Below are 15,689 nucleotides of genomic sequence, written 5' to 3'. Positions count from 1 at the left end.
AGGTAGGTCACCGTGCGCGCGCGTTTCGGGCTCGTTTCGCGCGCGGCGCCGATCGCGTCGACGGCCACGACCCTCGAACGAGGACCGCGGCCGTTTCGGGCCCAGACTCTTCTTCTAGCGTGCGAGCAAGGCCGGGCGCTGGTCGTTGCGCCACGCCTGGATGCGCCCGAAGAAGAGCTCGGTGAAACGCTCGATCTCGTGGACCGGGAAGAGCGCCGTCACCTTTTGGCGCACGGCGTCCTTGGCGGCCGGCGTCCCGAAGAACTCCCACGCCACCTCGTCGAGGTGCGAGAGGTGCTTCGCGCAGAACTCCTCGAAGCGGTCGCCCTCCATCTGCGCGAGCGCGAGCTTCTCGTAGAGGTCGAGCTTCTCCTCGAAGGGGAGGTCACGATCGGCGATGGCGTAGAACGAGGCCCAGTCGGGGTTCATGCGCATCTTCCGCTTCGTGGCCGCGCAATACACGCTCCAGCGCACGTATGCCTTCACGAGCCACGGGAAGTGGTAGTGCAGCGAGGTGACCTGCGAGTCGGGGCAGGGATTGGCAAAATCGATCGGGTGCCAAACTCCGTTCTTCCGGAGAGACTCGCACGAGTTGAACTCCCATCCGAAGAACGCGTTGATGGTGAGCGTGATCTTGCGGAGGTGATCGTCCTCGGCCTGGGACATGAAGTCCTTCGCCATGGTGTAGCGGTCGTGGAGGGGCGCCGCCGGATCGTAGAGCACGCAGTGGGTCTGCGGGCCGAAGCCGATGCACCGGACGAAGCGGTCGAAGCCGTTGACGCCGGCCTGGAGGTGCATGACGGACTTGCCGCTCTCTTCGTAGGCCGCGAGCAGGGCCTTCTCGTCGTCGACCTTGGTGACCGCGCGCCAGCCGCCGCCGTCGTACGGCTTCATGAAGAGGGGATACTCGAGCTTCGTGCCGAGCTTCCGAAGATCGAAGAGCTTCGCGTACTTGGTGAGGGTGGGGCGGAGGTCGGGGTTACCCGGCTCGTAGCTCTTCGGCGGCAGCATCCACGTCTCGGGGATGGGCATCCCGAGGCGCATCATGGCGCAGTACGAGGTGTGCTTCTCGTTGGCTTGGACGCTCCACGGGTTGTTGAACACGTAGAGATCGTTCATGAGAATGGACTTTTTTATCCACTCTCGGCTCGTGTGGTACCAGTGCGTGAGCCGGTCGACGACGAGGTCGTATTTGCACGACTGGCGCAGATCGAAGGGCTCGATCGTCACGCGCTCCACGGCGAAGCGCAGCGTGTCGCCGTCGGCCGTGGGCACCTTGAGGTCGAGGTCTTTCATGATGGCCTCGAAGCAGAGCGGCCAACAGATGTCCGCGCCGAGCGATAGGCCGATGTTCCTCGTGATCTCCGCCATGATGGTGCCTTTTGCCCTCTCCGTGCCCTTCGTGCCTTATTCGTAGATGAACATGAGCGGCCCGGGGAAGAGCCAGCTCAGGCCCTCGCGCAGGCGATCACGCCAATTTTCCCAGTTGTGGCCGTCCCTCGACTCGACGAACTTCACCTGCATCCCCGTCGCGTCGAGCATGGGGACGAGCGAGCGGTTCTCGTAGATGAGCGACTCGTACACGCCGCAGCTCACGAACACCCGCTCCGACACTGCGGTCGGCGTCTCGCGGTAGGTGTTCATGAACTCGACGACCTTGTCGAAGAGGGGACCTCGCCGGTTCTGTTTGCCGATGTCGGTGAACGCGAACGAACCCGACTGGAGGAGCAGGCGCCCCCACACGTCGGGGTAGCGGTACGCCGTCGAGAAGGCCGCCACCGCGCCGAAGCTCGCGCCCATGAGGCAGCGCGCCTGGGGTTTGTCGAGCAGAGGGAGCCTGCGGGTGAGGTCGGTCAGGAGCTCCTCGGTCACGAACTTCGCGTGGGTCTCGTCGTTCGCGTACTCGCGCAGGCGATCGGGCGAGTCCGTGAAGGCGACGATGACGTCGGGGATCTCGAGGTTGTGGATGAGGTTGTCGAGGATGGCCTTCATCCCCGTGTAGTTCAGGTAGTCGCTGCCGTCGTGCACCACGAGGAGCGGGTACCTCCGCGACTTGCGGAAGCGCGCCGGCAGGTAAATGTGCCCGGAACGGAAGCCGCCGAGGGCGCGGCTCTTGAACTTGAAGGGCTCGAGGTGGCCGGGGCGCGCGTCGGGGTCGGGGGTGATGAACGCCGGGGTCTCGTAGCCCTCGCCCTGCATCACCGAGTTCGCGCCGAACGGGTCTTTGGCGCGGTTCGGGTTGCGCGGATCCTCGATCCACTGGCTTCCGCCGCGGTGGTGGATCTCGAGCTTGTATTCTACACGCGACCGGGGCGGCAGCTCCAAGGTGAGGTGCCAGAGGTCGGTGTTCGGCACCCGGGCGAGCGCGTTCGACGACTCGAGGCCGAAGATCCAGTGCCGGAGGCTCACGCCCTCGGCCTCGCCGCGCCACACGACGGTGGCGCTCCGGCCCTCGACGAGCGGGAACGTGTGCTTCGCGAGGAACTCGTCGACCTTCTTGCCGTCGACGTGGCCCTCGAGGAGGGTTCGGATCGCAGAGTGGCTCACGACGCGGCCTCCGTCTTCTCGGGGAGAGGGCCGTACGTGCCGTCGACGCGGAGCTCGATGGCGCCGTGCACGCAGCTCGCGAAACCTCGATCCCAGGTGACCCACGAGCGCGCCGGGAGTGCGACCGACGTGGCCGGCGCGAACCTTCGGGCCATGAGCTCGACCCTCCGCGTGTCGTCGAGCCGGAGGCGCATCTCGGGCTGAGGCAGCACCACGACGCCCTTGGCCACGCCGAGGCCCACGTCGAGCACTTCGGCCGCGCCGGGCCCTTGGGGCGGCGAGTCGTGAAAGATGACCACACGCTCGGCGAGGGCCATCGCGCCCGCGCACCACGCGAGCACCACCTTGCCGGCGAGCAGATCGGCGATGCCGAAGAGCGTGAGGCGGTTCAAGAGCGAGGCCACGTGCCCGCCCGCGATGCAGACCGCCTCGCAGTCGTCGAGGATGGACGCGATCTCGGCGCGTTGCCGCGCGACGGCCGGCCTCTCGCGCGGCTGCCAGCGATCCTCCCACGCCTTGTGATCGCGCACGCAGCGCTCGAGGTGCATGGCGTCGAGGTCGCGAATGTCGAGGATCGACGCGGTGGTCTCGTCGTCGAGGATGTGCGGCGGCGCCTTCCGGCTCTTGACGACGCGCTCGGCCTCGAGGGCGTGCTCGAGGCGGATACGGTAGAAATCTTGGCGGTGGCGGAGGCGCGACTGCCGCTCGCGGTGACCGTCGTTGAAGACCGGGTCCCCGGTGAAGATGGCCTCGGCGCGGGCGTGGAGCTTCAGGTTCGTCGCGCGGCCCTGGCAGTGCTCGCGGAGGTCCTCGTCGTCGTCCTCGCGCTCTTGCCAGCCCGCGGTGATCGTGGCGATTTTGCCTTTGATTCCATGGGCTTCCATGGCCTCGCCGAGCGTCGGGTCGAAGCGTTGGGCGCCGAGCAGCACGATGGCTTTCGGGGCTGCGCGGCTCTTCTCGGGCTTCGGGTCGGTCTCGCGCCGGGCGGGGACCTCCGGCGCGACCTTCATCCGTGTGCTTCTACGCAAACGTCAACCTCCGCGAACCTTCAGCGTCCTGCCCACGTAGTCGAGCATCCCCCGGAGCTCGTCGTAGTCTTCGGCCACGAGACGCACCCACGCGTTGGCCATGTAACCCGCCTCGACGGGCTGGGTGGGCGTGCCCTCGGGCGGCAGGTGCATGTCGAGGAAGTGGCCCGCGAGCGCGCGCTTGACCTCGTCGAGGCCCTCGTAGCCGCGGATGACGCCGTCACGATCGGGGCGGAGCGCGATGATGCCGGCCGCGCGGCGACGCGAGAGGCGCTGCGAGGGTTTTCCGTGCACGATGCACATGGCCCACTCGCGGTAGATGTCGATGTCGTTGCTGGCGGCGTAGAGATCCCACGCGCGCACGCCCGGAGGTCGGCAGCCGATCTCGCTGAATTTCAGCCCCTTCGGGCCGAAGAACCACTCCATGTGGGTGGCCGACGTCTCGATGCCGAGCGCGGTGATGACCTTCTGGCCCATGGCCTTCACCTCGGCGTACGAGGCGGCCGAGTCGAGGCGGTTCGTGGCGACGAACTGCGGCGAGATCCACCGCGTGCGCATCGCGTGCAGCACGTTCGGGTAGTAGTGGCAGGCGAAGTCGTGCACGACGCGCCCGTCGATCGTGAGCGTGTCGTAGAAGGCCTCGTGGCCCTCGATGAACTCCTCGACCGCCACGTTGGCGCCGGCGCCCACGCCCACCTGAGCCATCGCCGCGTCGAGGTCCTCGAGGCGCTCGACCTTGACCGTGCCCGACGCGCCCGCGCCGTCGCGCGGTTTCAAGACGACCGGGGTGCCGATTTTACGAACGAAATCGCGAATTTCGGCCGGGTCACCCGACCCGAGGGATTGCGCACAAGGGACGCCCGCGCGCGTGAGCACCTCCTTCATGGAGGGCTTGTCGCGGCAGAGGAACGTGGTGCGGGCGCTCGTGCCGGGGATGCCGCACTTCTCGCGGACCTTCGCCGCGGTCATCACGTGCGCTTCGACGACGGCCTCGAGCCTCGCGACCTTCACCTTCGACTGCACGAAGCGGACGGCGCGCTCGACCTCGGCCTCGGAGGTGATGTTGCCGACCTGCTCGTAGTGCGAGAGCCAGTGCCGTAGCTCGCCGTCGAGCGAAGACTTCGGGCGCTCGCCGATGCCGATGACACGAGCTCCGACCGCGTGGAGGGCGCGGACGAACTCTCGTTGGTTCAGGGGGAAGCAGGGCTCCAGGAAGACGATGTCCACTCGATCCCACCTTACAGCATTCTATTGGAACGGTGGTGGTGCCGTTCTTCCCGAAGAGTGTGTATAGGGGGCGCCGTGAAGGTCCTCTTCGTCGCCTCCGAGGTCGCGCCGTTCGCCAAGTCGGGCGGCTTGGGCGACGTCTCTGCCGCTCTCCCCCGCGCGCTCCGCGGCCGTGGCCACGACGTCCGCGTGGTGATGCCGCTCTACCCGCGCGTGCTCGAGAAGGCGAAGGAGCTCGAGCTCGTCGTCCGCGAGGCCAAGGTGCGGCTCGCCGGTGCCGAGGTCCCCTTCTCGGTGCTCACCTGTGCACTCCCCGGAACGGACGTTCCGGTGTATTTCGTGCGGTGCCCGAGGTTCTTCGGCCGCGCGTCGATCTACACGCAGGACGCCGACGAGCACCTCCGCTTCGGCCTCTTGTCGCACGCGGCCCTCGTGATCGCGCAGCGCCTCGGGTTCTCGCCGGACGTGGTGCACGCGAACGACTGGCAGACCGCGCTCCTTCCTCTCCTCACGAAGACGTCGTACGCCTGGGACAGGCTCTTTTCGGCCTCGAAGAGCGTCCTCACCATTCACAACATCGGCCACCAGGGCACGTTCGGCGCGGGAACGGTGGGCGAGCTCGGGCTCGGCGCGGTGACGCACCACCTGCACCAAGACAGGCTCCGCGACGGCCACGTGAACTTCTTGCTCACGGGCATCCAGTACGCGAACGCGATCACCACGGTGAGCCCGAGCTACGCGCGCGAGATCCAGACGCCCGAGCACGGCGTCGGGCTCGATCCGTTCCTGCGCGACCGCAAAGACGTGCTCTTCGGCATCCTGAACGGCATCGACGAGGGCGAGTGGAGCCCCGAGACCGACCCGCACCTGCCCGTGCGCTACTCGGCCGACGCGCTCGAAGGCAAAGAGGCGTGCAAGCGCGAGCTCTTGCGGTCGGCCCGGCTGCCCTACGCCGAGCACGTGCCCGTCTTCGGCATCGTGTCGCGCCTCGTGTGGCAAAAAGGCTTCGATTTGTGCTTCGGCGTGCTGCCTCGTCTGCTCGATCGCGGCCGCGCGCAGCTCCTCGTGCTCGGCACGGGCGAGCCCAAGTACGAGTCGTTCTTCTCGGAGCTCGGGCGAAAGTACCCGAAGCAGGTCGTGCACCGCGCGGGCTTCAGCGAGCCCCTCGCGCACCTCGTCGAGGCCGGCTCCGACTTCTTCTTGATGCCCTCGCGCTACGAGCCGTGTGGCCTGAACCAGATGTACTCGCTCCGCTACGGCACGCCGCCGATCGTGCACAAGACCGGCGGCCTCGCCGACACCGTCTCGCACCACGAGCCGGGCAGCCACCGCGGCACCGGGTTCGTGTTCGATCACTTCGACGACGCGGGCCTCGCGTTCGCGTTGGGGCGTGCCCTCGCCGCGTGGGGCTCCGGGCACGGCGCGGATCGTGTGGCGATGCAGACGCTCCGCCGCCGGGGCATGGCGCTCCGCTTCGGGTGGGACGAGCGCGTCGGCGGCTACGAGGCCGTGTACCGCAAAGTGGCGCCACACGGCGCGCTGTAAGGTTCCGACTTCGTTCGGTATTTTGGCGTAGTGCTCAGGCGTAGTGCACGCGCACGGTCTCGACGAGGATCTTGAGCGCGCGTTTGACGACGTCGGTGCTCGGGTCGCGGACGACGATGTACCCGTCGCCCTCGTAGCCGTCGCTCTTGGGTGCGCCCATGCTCGGGAGCTTCGACTCGACGACGATCTTGCCGACGAGCTCGTTCGCCTTGGCGACGCCGGTCACTCCCACGACGCGCCCGCGCCCCATGCCGCGGAGGAACGCGCACCCCACGGCGAACTTTCGGTCCCACGGGGCGTCGAGCTCGTCGTCGACGACGGCGCGGGCCCAGGCGCGGTACGGGTCGATGCCGTGCGCGAGGCCCGTCATGAGCGAGATGTTCGCCCCCGGTGGACGCTGCGCGATCTCGCCGATCGCGAGCGAGCCGTCGGGCCTTTGGAACCACTCCATGTGGGTCATGCCGCTCTCGAGCCCGAGGGCCTCGATCGCCGCGAAGCCCATCTTTCGTGCCGGCTCGTACTCGGGGCCCGACACGTCGCGGGGCAAGAGGCACGTCCACTGGATCCACGGGTTCTCGAGCACCTCGAGGCAGCTCGGGAGGTAGTGCGACACCGACCACACGCGCGGCTTTCCCGCGATCGTCACGGTCTCGAACGAGAACTCGCGGCCGCGAAGGAACTCCTCGGCGAGCACGGGCGACTCCTTCGACACGCGCATCCCCGAGAGGGCCGCGCGGAGCTCGTCGGCCGAGGTGACGCGGAAGGTGGCCTTGGCGCCCATGCCTGCCGGGGGCTTCAGCACCAGGGGAAACCCGGCCCTTTGGGCGAACGCGAGGCCCTCGGCTTCGTTCGTGAGGAGCGCGTGTTTCGCCACGGGCAGACCCGCCGCGCGGAGGGCGTCCTTCATGCGGGACTTGTCGCGGAAGAGCTCGGCCGTCTTCGGGCGCGCGCCGGGCACCTTGAAGTGCACGCGGGCCTCGGCGAGCTGCACCATGAGCGACTCGAGGATGCCGACGATGCGGTCGGGCGCGCCGTGGCGCGAAGCGAGCACCTGGGTGCCCTCGACGATGTCGGCCGTCGCGAGCGGATCGGTCACGCGCACCACGTCGTCGTAGATGCCTGCGTCCTCGCCGGAGGGTGGCGTGTGGACGACCCCCAAGAGGCGCACGCCCTCGAGCTTTCGCACGGCGCGCACGAAGCGCATCGTCGTTTCGGCGGGGAAGGGAGCGACGAAGACCACGTTCCGAGGCATCTTCGGACCGTGCCCCGGGCGCCATGGCCGAGTCAATCGGAAGGCGCTCGCTCCCGTGTGCCTTCTTCGTGACGACGCGACTTTTCGGCGGGCGGAGAGTGGAGTACACCCTCCCACATGATGGCAATGGCGGGGCCCGTCGTGGTCGAAAAACCAAAGCTTCGCGGCGCGTCGCACGCCGTGGCGTTCGTCCTGTCGTTTGCGCTCACCGCGTGGCTCGTGTCGAGGGCGCACACGACGACGGGTAAGCTCGGTTGTGGGGCCTTCGGTTTCGCGGTCGCGCTCCTCTTCGGCACGAGCGCCCTCTACCACCGCATCGACTGGACGGCCGAGGCGCGGGCGCGCATGCGAAAGCTCGATCACTCGGCGATCTTCGTGCTCATCGCGGGCGGGTACACGCCGCTGCTCGCGATCGTGCCCGCGGCCGACGGGAGCCGCGTGGCGCTCGTGGCCATGTGGGCCGGCGCGCTGCTCGGCGTCGTGAAGTCGCTCCTGTGGGCCCACGCGCCGAAGTGGGTCACCGCCGTCGTGTGCGTGGTGCTCGGGTGGACGGGCGCCTTCGCCGTGTACACGCGCGTCCCCGTGACCGGAGGGGCCTCCGCGCTGTGCATCATCGGCGCCGGGGTGCTCTACAGCGTGGGCGCGCTCGTCTACGCCAAAAAGAAGCCCGATCCGTGGCCCGCGGTGTTCGGCTACCACGAGGTGTTCCACGCGCTCGTGATCGTGGCCACGCTCTGCCTCTACGTGCACGCCGACCTCGTGCTCCGCGCCGTCGGGGGCTGAGGCTCCTATGTAGAATGCATGTGATTCGGGGCGCTCAGGGCCGGCCCACGCGCTCCCACTGGAGGCCTTGCCCCACGTCGGACGAGACCTTCTTCGCGAGCCACGGGCGCCCCACGGGCATGAGGTAGAGGCCGGGGCCTTGGCCCGTCTTGGTGGTCGAAAAGAAGGCCACGAGCCGCCCGTCCGGGCTGCACGCGGGGTAGCGGTTCTCTCCCTGGCGTTGCGTGAGTCGTCGCATGTTGCCGCCGCTCGAGTCGGTCGCGACGAGCTCGGCGCCGCCCTGCACCTCGACGGTGAACACGATCCACAGTCCGTGGGTGGTGTCGCAGAAGGTGGGGGAGCTCGCCATGAACCCCGCCGGCGACACCGCCTTGCCGTCGACGTGCACGCGCTGTACGGGCGCGCCGCCCACGTACGAGACCTTGCCGAGGGGGCCGAACGTGGGGTGGTGCGCGAACGGCGCCGCGTCGAGCGTCGTCAGCTTTCCGCCTTCGCCGAGCAGCACCGAGCTCTTGCCGTCGCGCATGACGGTGAGCGCCGCGCGGGTCTTGTCGGGTGAGATCGCGACGCCCATGACCGAGCCGGGCACGTCGATGGGCAGGAGCGTCGCGCTCGGGCCCGCGGCGACGCGAAACGGCGCAAAGTCCTTGCTCATCACGTAGTAGAGCACGCCGCTCGGCCCGAACGCGGGAGACAGGACGGTGCCCTCGAGCGGCGAGACACGTGCGTCGTTCTCGCCGTCGGCGTCGATCGTGTGCACGCTCGTCCACTTGCCTTCGCGCTTCGTGTAGACGAGGCGGCTCTCGAACGGGCCGGGCCGACCCGTGCCCGCGCCGAGCAACGCGTCGGTCACGCGGTGGGCCGCGGAGCGTACGTCGGCTTCGGACTTCGCCTTCACTCCGGTCGTGAAGAGCGGCTTCGGAGGTGCCGCCGCGCTCGCGCCTCGTGTGTCGAAGAGCTCACCCATGACCTCGCTCCCGTCGGGGCGCACCTCGTACCGGACGCGCACGACCACCTCGGCGCCCTTCGTGCGGTAGGCCGCGAGATCGATCGCCGCGTCGCGCGTGGCCGTCGTCTCGGGGAGCTTCTCGAGCGGGAGCACGTCGTATTGGCCGGAGAGCTCGAGGTCGCGCCGCACCACCGACTGGGCGACGCGCTCGGTCGCCGAGGCGGGCTCCACGGGCACGTACCCGAGCTTCGGAAGCGGGGTGATTCCGTCTCCCGAGCCGTCGACCTCGACGGTGCCGAGGAGCGCGTCGTCGGGAGGCGCGCCCGCGCCCTGAGCCGAGGACACGGACGGCACGACGCCGAGACACGCGATCACGGAGAGGGTGAGCCCGAGGGTGCGCCTCGCACGTGGCCGCAGGGCGGCTCGCGTGGCGGGCGGGTGCGTGAGGTCGAGGGCACGATCGTCCGAGTGAAGGGGCGTCATTCGCACTGGCTCCGGGTGGTGCAACGAAAACCGACCGTGACGGTTCTTCCCAAGAGATCCGGGTAGTTGGGTGGAGGTGAGGGGACCTCGGCGCCGCTCGCTCGGATGCGCGCGAGCGTGGCCTCGACCTCGGCGTCGAAGACCGCGTTGCCCGAGAGGCGCGTGACCGAGTGCCCCCCGACGTGGCGGTCCTCTCCGATGGAGACGATGACCTCGCCGCGGAGCTTCTGGAGCTCGTCGAACGGCACCTTGCCCTTGATCATGAAGTGCGCGAGAAACCACGACGCGAGCTGACCGCGGTAGGCGTCCGCCGCGCGGCCCTTCAACGGATCGGTCTCGGTGCCGTTGGGGGAGCCGTTCGGTACGCCCGGCGTGCTGCCTCCGGGCTCACCCGGGCCTCCGTCGCCCGACGCAGCGAGCGCTTGCGGGCCTGCTTGGGCGTCGTGCGCGGCCACGCCCGCGTCGAGCTTGGCCTTCGAGGGCGAGTCCTTGTCGGCTTGGGCCGAGGGCTGCGCCACGTCGGTCTTTTGTGCGGCGGGGGCCTGCCGCTCCCACGCGGTCGGCAGCTTCCCCGGGGTGAGGCTGCCCTTCTTCAAGAGCGGCACCGGGGTCACCGCGATCGCGATGGGCTTCGCGTTCTCGTCCGAGATCGCGGCCTCGCGGTGCTCGGGCGTCGGCAGGAGGAAGAGCCCCGCGAAGAGCGCCTGCGCGAAGGTGGCCGCGGCGAAGGCCATCGCGAGCTCGTAGGGCCGGAACGTGGCCACCGCGCTCACTTCGGCTTGCCCTCCTCGGGCTCGACGAGCAGGTTGAGAGACGTGACGCCTGCGGCGCGGGCAGCCGCGACGGTGCGCGCGACCACGCCGTACCGGGCCTCTTTGTCGGCGAGGATGTAGACCTCGTGCTCGGCCTGGATGCGCTTGTTGGTCTTGAGCTCGTCTTCGAGGGTGGCGGTCACGTCGCGCTCACCGAACAGGATTTTCTCGTCTTTCGTGACCGTGACGAGGAGCTTCGCGTCCTTCACCGGCGTGTTCGCGGCGTTCACCTCGGGGAGGTCGACGTGAAGCCCCGTCGTGAGCAGCGGCGCAGTCACCATGAACACGATCAGGAGCACGAGCATGACGTCGACGAGCGGCGTCACGTTGATGTCGCGGAAGCCGCCGCCCTCGCCCTCTTTCGAGCCGCCACGTGAGAGCGCCACGGCCCTAACCCCCTCGCGCGGGCGGGAACTGCGACCGCGAGACGAGCGGGACGACCGACTCGGGCTCCTTCGTCCCTCCCTCGGCCACGAGCGCGACCCACTCGGCGGCCGAGGCCTCGAGCTCGGCGAGCAGCTCCGCCGCGCGTTTGTCGAGCGCGTTGTAGAAGATGACCGCGGGGATGGCGGCGCCGAGGCCGATCGCCGTCGACACGAGCGCCTCGCCGATCGCGGGGGCCACCACGGGGAGCGCCGCGCTCTTGGCCTCGCCGATGCGCACGAAGGCGTCCATGATGCCGTACACCGTGCCGAAGAGGCCGATGAACGGCGAGGCCGATGCGATCGAGCCGAGCGCCGACAAGAGCGACCGCGCGCGCACCTTCTCGTCGACGATGGCGCGATCGGCGGCCGCGCGGAGCCGCTCGAGGTTCTGCGTGCGTCTCGCGCGGAGCTCGTGCACCACGCGCGCGCCCGGGGCATCGACGGGGCTCTGAACGAGCGAGAAGAGCGCGATCGCCGACACGCTCCGCCGGGCCGAGTGCTCGAACGCGCGCTCGGCCGCGCGGAGTCGACCGAGCTGGAGGAGCTTGGCCACGGCGATGACCCACACGAGCAGCGACGAGAGCACCAAGATGCCCACGGTGACGCGCACGGGCCACGACGCGTGACCGAGCAACGTCACCAAATCGAGGGAAATTTTCGTGTCGCCGGGGGTGGGCTCGAGGCCGAGCGACACCCCCATGAGGCTTGCCAGTCGCATGGGGCTCAGGGCGCGAGCATGAGGTCTACGCGGCGGTCTTTGGCCCAGCCGGCTTCGTTCGTGCCTTCCGCGTCCATGGCGCCGCGGCTCGAAGACTGGACCTTGGCCTTGTCGAGTCCCTTGCCCGAGACGTAGCCGGCGACCGCGTCGGCGCGCGACTGCCCGAGCGTGATGTTGTACTCGGCGGGCCCGCGCGGGTCCGTGTGGCCGACGACGCGGAGCGTGCGGCCCTTGAGCGGGCCCGTGGCGAAACACGTGGCGACCTGATCGAGCACGTGGATGTCGTCTTTGCGGAGGGCGGCCGAGTCGAACGCGAAGTAGGCGTCGTTGGCCTTGATCCCGCAGAGGCGCACGATCTCGTCCGAGATGCGCACCGAGCTCGGGCCTTCGGCGGTGGGCACCTCGGGGGGCAGCTCACGCTTCGGCGCGGCGGTCGCCGGGGCCTCGGTGGTGGTCTGGGTCGGAGCCTTCGGGGGCGGCGGCTTGTCGCCACAGCCGACCTGAGCCGACGTGAACCCGAGCAAGACGACGAAGGGAGCGAAGGTCTTTGCCGATGCACGGCGGGGCGCGAACGTCACGGTTGGCCTCGTTTTCGGTGAAGGCGCGACGGCCGGGGCCGACGCGACGGTTTCTGCCCTGGGGAGAGCCCCATGTAGTTCCTCGTGGGGAAGACGTCCACACCCCGCTGCGCATTCCCGCGGCCGCCCAGGTCGGTGCCACGTCGCCGTTCGGCCGGGGGAGGCCACGAATCGCCGGGCGCAGGGCCGGCGCGCCGCGTCATCGTCGTCCTACCAAATGGTAAGGCCATGCCTTGACGAAGGCCGGATCGGACCAGATACTTCGCACGCTAAAGGTTTCGGTCCGTAAGGCCCGGGGCTCGTACGAACTCGAAGGTAGAGGTGCTCCCCATGTCCGATCTCAGGTTTGACGGCCGTGTCGCCATCGTGACCGGCGCCGGTAACGGTCTCGGTCGCTCCCATGCGCTCTTGCTCGCGTCGCGTGGCGCGAAGGTCGTCGTGAACGACCTCGGTGGCTCGCACACGGGCGGCGGAAAATCGAGCGCCGCGGCCGACAAGGTCGTCGAAGAGATCAAGGCCGCCGGGGGCGAGGCCGTCGCCAACTACGACTCGGTCGAGGACGGGGACAAGATCGTCAAGACCGCGCTCGATACGTTCGGCAAAGTCGACATCGTCATCAACAACGCGGGCATCCTGCGCGACGTCTCGTTCCAGAAGATGAGCCAGGAAGACTGGGACCTCATCTACCGTGTCCACGTGCTCGGCGCCTACCGCGTCACCAAGGCCGCGTGGGACGTGATGCGCGAGCAGGGCTACGGCCGAATCATCTTCACCGCGAGCGCGGCGGGCATCTACGGCAACTTCGGGCAGGCCAACTACAGCATGGCCAAGCTCGGCGTCCACGGCCTCGCCCAGACGCTCGCGCTCGAGGGAAAGAAGAAGAACGTCCTCGTCAACACGATCGCGCCGATCGCCGGGTCGCGCATGACCGAGACCGTCCTCCCGAAGGACCTCATCGACGCGCTCAAGCCCGAGTACGTGACGCCGCTCGTGGCCTATCTCTGCCACGAATCGAACGAGGAGACGGGCGGTCTTTTCGAGGTCGGTGGTGGCTTCATGGGCAAGCTCCGTTGGGAGCGCGCGGCCGGCAAGGTGTTCAAGCTCGGGCGCGACATCACGCCCGATCAGGTGCAGAAGGCCTTCTCCGAGATCACGAGCTTCGAGAAGTCGACGCACCCGGCCGACGTCACCTCGTCGATGCAGCCCATCCTCGGGAACCTCGGGTCGAAGAGCCTCGGCGGCAACGAATTCATCGATGTCGACACGGCGCTCGGCTACACGTTCGAGACGCAGGCCTCGTCGTACGACGAACGCGATCTCGCCCTCTACGCCCTCGGCGTCGGCCACGCCAAGGACCCGAACGACGAGACCGAGCTCCAGTACGTCTACGAGAACTACGGCAAAGGCTTCGTGGCCGACCCGACGTTCGCCGTCATTCCGGCCATTCGCCTCGTGTTCGAGAATGCCAAAAAGGGTGTGAACGCACCCGGCCTCAACTACGGATTCGACCGCGTGCTGCACGGCGAGCAGTACACCGAGGTGAAGCGCCCGCTCCCGCCCAACGCGAAGCTCTCCCACAAGGCCCGCGTGAAAGACATCTTCGACAAGGGCAAGAACGCCCTCGTCGTCATGGAGATCAAGAGCTACGACGAGGCCGGCGAGGAGCTCATCCACAACGAGCTCACGACCTTCGTCCGCGGCGCGGGCGGGTGGGGCGGCGATCGTGGCCCGTCGGCCGACGTGAACGTGGCGCCGACGCGCGAGCCCGACGCGGTCGTCGAAGAGAAGATCGGCGAGAACCAGACGCTGCTCTACCGCCTCTCCGGCGACACGAACCCGCTCCACGTCGACCCGGAGTTCGCGAAGGCCTTCGGCTTCCCGAAGCCCATCTTGCACGGCCTCTGCACGTTCGGCTTCGCGGGGCGGCACGTCATCAAGCAGTTCGCGAACAACGATCCTCGCTTCTTCAAGAGCATCAAGGTGCGCTTCTCGGAGAGCGTGTTCCCCGGCGAGACGCTCGTCACCGAAATGTGGAAAGAAGACGATGGGCGCATCGTGTTCCGCTGCAAGGTGAAGGAGCGTGGCAAGGTGTGCATCTCGAACGCCGCGATCGAGCTCTACAAGGAGATCCCGAAGCCCAAGGCGAAGCCCGCCGCGGCGGCGAAGGGCGCGGCCCCGGCCCCGGCGCAGGGAGAGCCCACGAGCGCCGAGATCGTCGAGGTCATCAAGGACCACGTGGCGCGGAACGTCGGTGAGCTCACGTCGAACGTGAACGCGAGCTACGTCTTCCAGCTCACCGAGCCGAGCTCGGCCTTCTCGATCGACCTTCGGCAGGGCAAAGGCGCGGTGTCCGTCGGCGCGATGGACAAACCCGACTGCACCCTCGAGCTCACCGACAAGGACTTCCTCGACATGACGTCGGGCAAGGCCGACCCGCAGAAGCTCTACTTCGGCGGCAAGTTGAAGATTTCAGGCAACGTGATGGCCTCGCAGAAGCTCACGTTCCTGAAGAAGATCGACCAGAACATCGCGAAGGACGTCATCGCGAAGCTTCGTGGCGCGGGGGGAGCTCCCGCGGCTCCGGCGGCCGAGGCCTCGGCGAGCTCCGGGCCCACGAGCGCCGACGCGTTCGCGGTCATCGGCGACTACATCGAGAAGAACCCCGATCTCGTCGCCAAGGTAGGTCACGTGTACGTGTTCGCTCTCACCGGGCCCGACAGCGCGTGGACGCTCGACCTCAAGAACGGCAAGGGCAGCGTGACGGCCGGCGCCATCGACAAACCCGACTGCACGCTCACCCTCACGGACGCCGACTTCATGGACATGACGTCGGGCAAGGCCGACCCGCAGAAGCTCTATTTCGGCGGTAAGCTCAAGATCACGGGCAACGTGATGGCCTCGCAGAAGCTCGAGTTCTTGAAGAAGATCGACCCGAAGGCCGCCGAAGAGGCCGTGAAGAAGGCGCGCGCGGCGGGCACGGCGAAGGCCGCGACCTCGAGCGGGCCCAAGGGGCGCGAGGCCAAGGCGCAGGCCATCTTCGCGGCGCTCGGCGATCGCATCGCGAAGACCCCGGGCCTCGTGGCCGAGGTCGCGGCGGTGCTCAAGTTCAAGGTGACCCAGCCCGACGCCGTGTGGACGGTGGACCTCAAGAACGGCGCGGGAGGTGTCACCTCGGGCGAGGCCCAAGCCGACGCGACGCTCACCCTGACCGACGAGGACCTCGAGGCGATCGCCCGCGGAGAGGACCCGAAGGGCCTCTACCAACACGGCAAGATCCGCGTGGACGGAAACGTGCAACTTGCAAAGAAAATTGGCTTCTTGAAGCAGCTCGCCTGACGGCGA

General features: G+C 68.3%; 13 protein-coding genes. 3 read left to right on the top strand and 10 right to left on the bottom strand.

The features are described 5' to 3' along the window. Positions 1–114 precede the first annotated feature (114 nt). The 4 genes from IPK71_36030 to IPK71_36015 are packed head-to-tail and all read right to left on the bottom strand — an operon-like array spanning position 115 to position 4,802. Positions 115–1,371 (bottom strand): hypothetical protein, encoded by a 1,257-nt coding sequence (locus IPK71_36030; protein ID MBK8219166.1) that lies wholly within the window; start codon positions 1,369–1,371, stop codon positions 115–117. 36 nt (positions 1,372–1,407) lie between these two features. Continuing rightward, on the bottom strand, positions 1,408–2,547 hold the full coding sequence (locus tag IPK71_36025) for an enterochelin esterase (GenBank protein ID MBK8219165.1): 1,140 nt from the start codon (positions 2,545–2,547) through the stop codon (positions 1,408–1,410). Then, positions 2,544–3,557 carry a hypothetical protein gene (locus IPK71_36020; GenBank protein MBK8219164.1) on the bottom strand — a complete coding sequence of 338 codons (1,014 nt, stop codon included), beginning with the start codon at positions 3,555–3,557 and terminating at the stop codon, positions 2,544–2,546. The genes IPK71_36025 and IPK71_36020 overlap by 4 nt, the downstream gene beginning before the upstream one ends. A 21-nt stretch (positions 3,558–3,578) precedes the next feature. Further along, positions 3,579–4,802, bottom strand: a complete 1,224-nt coding sequence (locus IPK71_36015) for an ATP-grasp domain-containing protein (protein ID MBK8219163.1) — start codon at positions 4,800–4,802, stop codon at positions 3,579–3,581. A 75-nt stretch (positions 4,803–4,877) separates the two neighbouring features. Here IPK71_36015 and IPK71_36010 point away from each other — a divergent pair, with 75 nt between their 5' ends. Beyond that, a complete protein-coding gene (locus IPK71_36010) occupies positions 4,878–6,347 on the top strand; it encodes a glycogen synthase (protein MBK8219162.1) in 1,470 nt (489 codons plus the stop codon). Between the two features lie 34 nt (positions 6,348–6,381). Here IPK71_36010 and IPK71_36005 read toward each other — a convergent pair whose 3' ends face one another. Then, on the bottom strand, positions 6,382–7,599 hold the full coding sequence (locus IPK71_36005) for an ATP-grasp domain-containing protein (protein MBK8219161.1): 1,218 nt from the start codon (positions 7,597–7,599) through the stop codon (positions 6,382–6,384). A gap of 117 nt (positions 7,600–7,716) precedes the next feature. Here IPK71_36005 and IPK71_36000 point away from each other — a divergent pair, with 117 nt between their 5' ends. Beyond that, positions 7,717–8,382: a hemolysin III family protein gene (locus IPK71_36000; GenBank protein ID MBK8219160.1), complete on the top strand. Its 666-nt coding sequence runs from the start codon at positions 7,717–7,719 to the stop codon at positions 8,380–8,382. 34 nt (positions 8,383–8,416) lie between these two features. Here IPK71_36000 and IPK71_35995 read toward each other — a convergent pair whose 3' ends face one another. The 5 genes from IPK71_35995 to IPK71_35975 are packed head-to-tail and all read right to left on the bottom strand — an operon-like array spanning position 8,417 to position 12,347. Continuing rightward, positions 8,417–9,814, bottom strand: a complete 1,398-nt coding sequence (locus IPK71_35995; GenBank protein ID MBK8219159.1) for a PD40 domain-containing protein — start codon at positions 9,812–9,814, stop codon at positions 8,417–8,419. Further along, entirely contained in the window at positions 9,811–10,587 is a 777-nt protein-coding gene (locus IPK71_35990; GenBank protein MBK8219158.1) for a hypothetical protein, read from the bottom strand. The genes IPK71_35995 and IPK71_35990 overlap by 4 nt, the downstream gene beginning before the upstream one ends. Next, entirely contained in the window at positions 10,584–11,012 is a 429-nt protein-coding gene (locus IPK71_35985) for a biopolymer transporter ExbD (GenBank protein MBK8219157.1), read from the bottom strand. The genes IPK71_35990 and IPK71_35985 overlap by 4 nt, the downstream gene beginning before the upstream one ends. A 4-nt stretch (positions 11,013–11,016) precedes the next feature. Next, positions 11,017–11,751: a MotA/TolQ/ExbB proton channel family protein gene (locus IPK71_35980; protein MBK8219156.1), complete on the bottom strand. Its 735-nt coding sequence runs from the start codon at positions 11,749–11,751 to the stop codon at positions 11,017–11,019. A gap of 23 nt (positions 11,752–11,774) precedes the next feature. Then, positions 11,775–12,347, bottom strand: a complete 573-nt coding sequence (locus IPK71_35975; protein MBK8219155.1) for an OmpA family protein — start codon at positions 12,345–12,347, stop codon at positions 11,775–11,777. Between the two features lie 330 nt (positions 12,348–12,677). Here IPK71_35975 and IPK71_35970 point away from each other — a divergent pair, with 330 nt between their 5' ends. After that, positions 12,678–15,683, top strand: a complete 3,006-nt coding sequence (locus IPK71_35970; GenBank protein MBK8219154.1) for an SDR family NAD(P)-dependent oxidoreductase — start codon at positions 12,678–12,680, stop codon at positions 15,681–15,683. The last annotated feature ends 6 nt before the right edge of the window (positions 15,684–15,689 follow it).

This window comes from Myxococcales bacterium, from assembly GCA_016712525.1.
Classification (GTDB): Bacteria; Myxococcota_A; Polyangia; order Polyangiales; family Polyangiaceae; genus JAAFHV01.
The sequence above is the reverse complement of the archived record's forward strand: the minus strand, read 5'-3'. Positions and strand labels throughout refer to the sequence as shown.

Excerpts from the sequence above, each read along its gene's own strand:
- IPK71_36030 (MBK8219166.1), bottom strand. The coding sequence starts at position 1,371 with ATGGCGGAGATCACGAGGAACATCGGCCTATCGCTCGGCGCGGACATC.
- IPK71_36020 (MBK8219164.1), bottom strand. The coding sequence starts at position 3,557 with ATGAAGGTCGCGCCGGAGGTCCCCGCCCGGCGCGAGACCGACCCGAAG.
- IPK71_36005 (MBK8219161.1), bottom strand. The coding sequence starts at position 7,599 with ATGCCTCGGAACGTGGTCTTCGTCGCTCCCTTCCCCGCCGAAACGACG.
- IPK71_36000 (MBK8219160.1), top strand. The coding sequence starts at position 7,717 with ATGATGGCAATGGCGGGGCCCGTCGTGGTCGAAAAACCAAAGCTTCGC.
- IPK71_35995 (MBK8219159.1), bottom strand. The coding sequence starts at position 9,814 with ATGACGCCCCTTCACTCGGACGATCGTGCCCTCGACCTCACGCACCCG.
- IPK71_35980 (MBK8219156.1), bottom strand. The coding sequence starts at position 11,751 with ATGGGGGTGTCGCTCGGCCTCGAGCCCACCCCCGGCGACACGAAAATT.
- IPK71_35970 (MBK8219154.1), top strand. The coding sequence starts at position 12,678 with ATGTCCGATCTCAGGTTTGACGGCCGTGTCGCCATCGTGACCGGCGCC.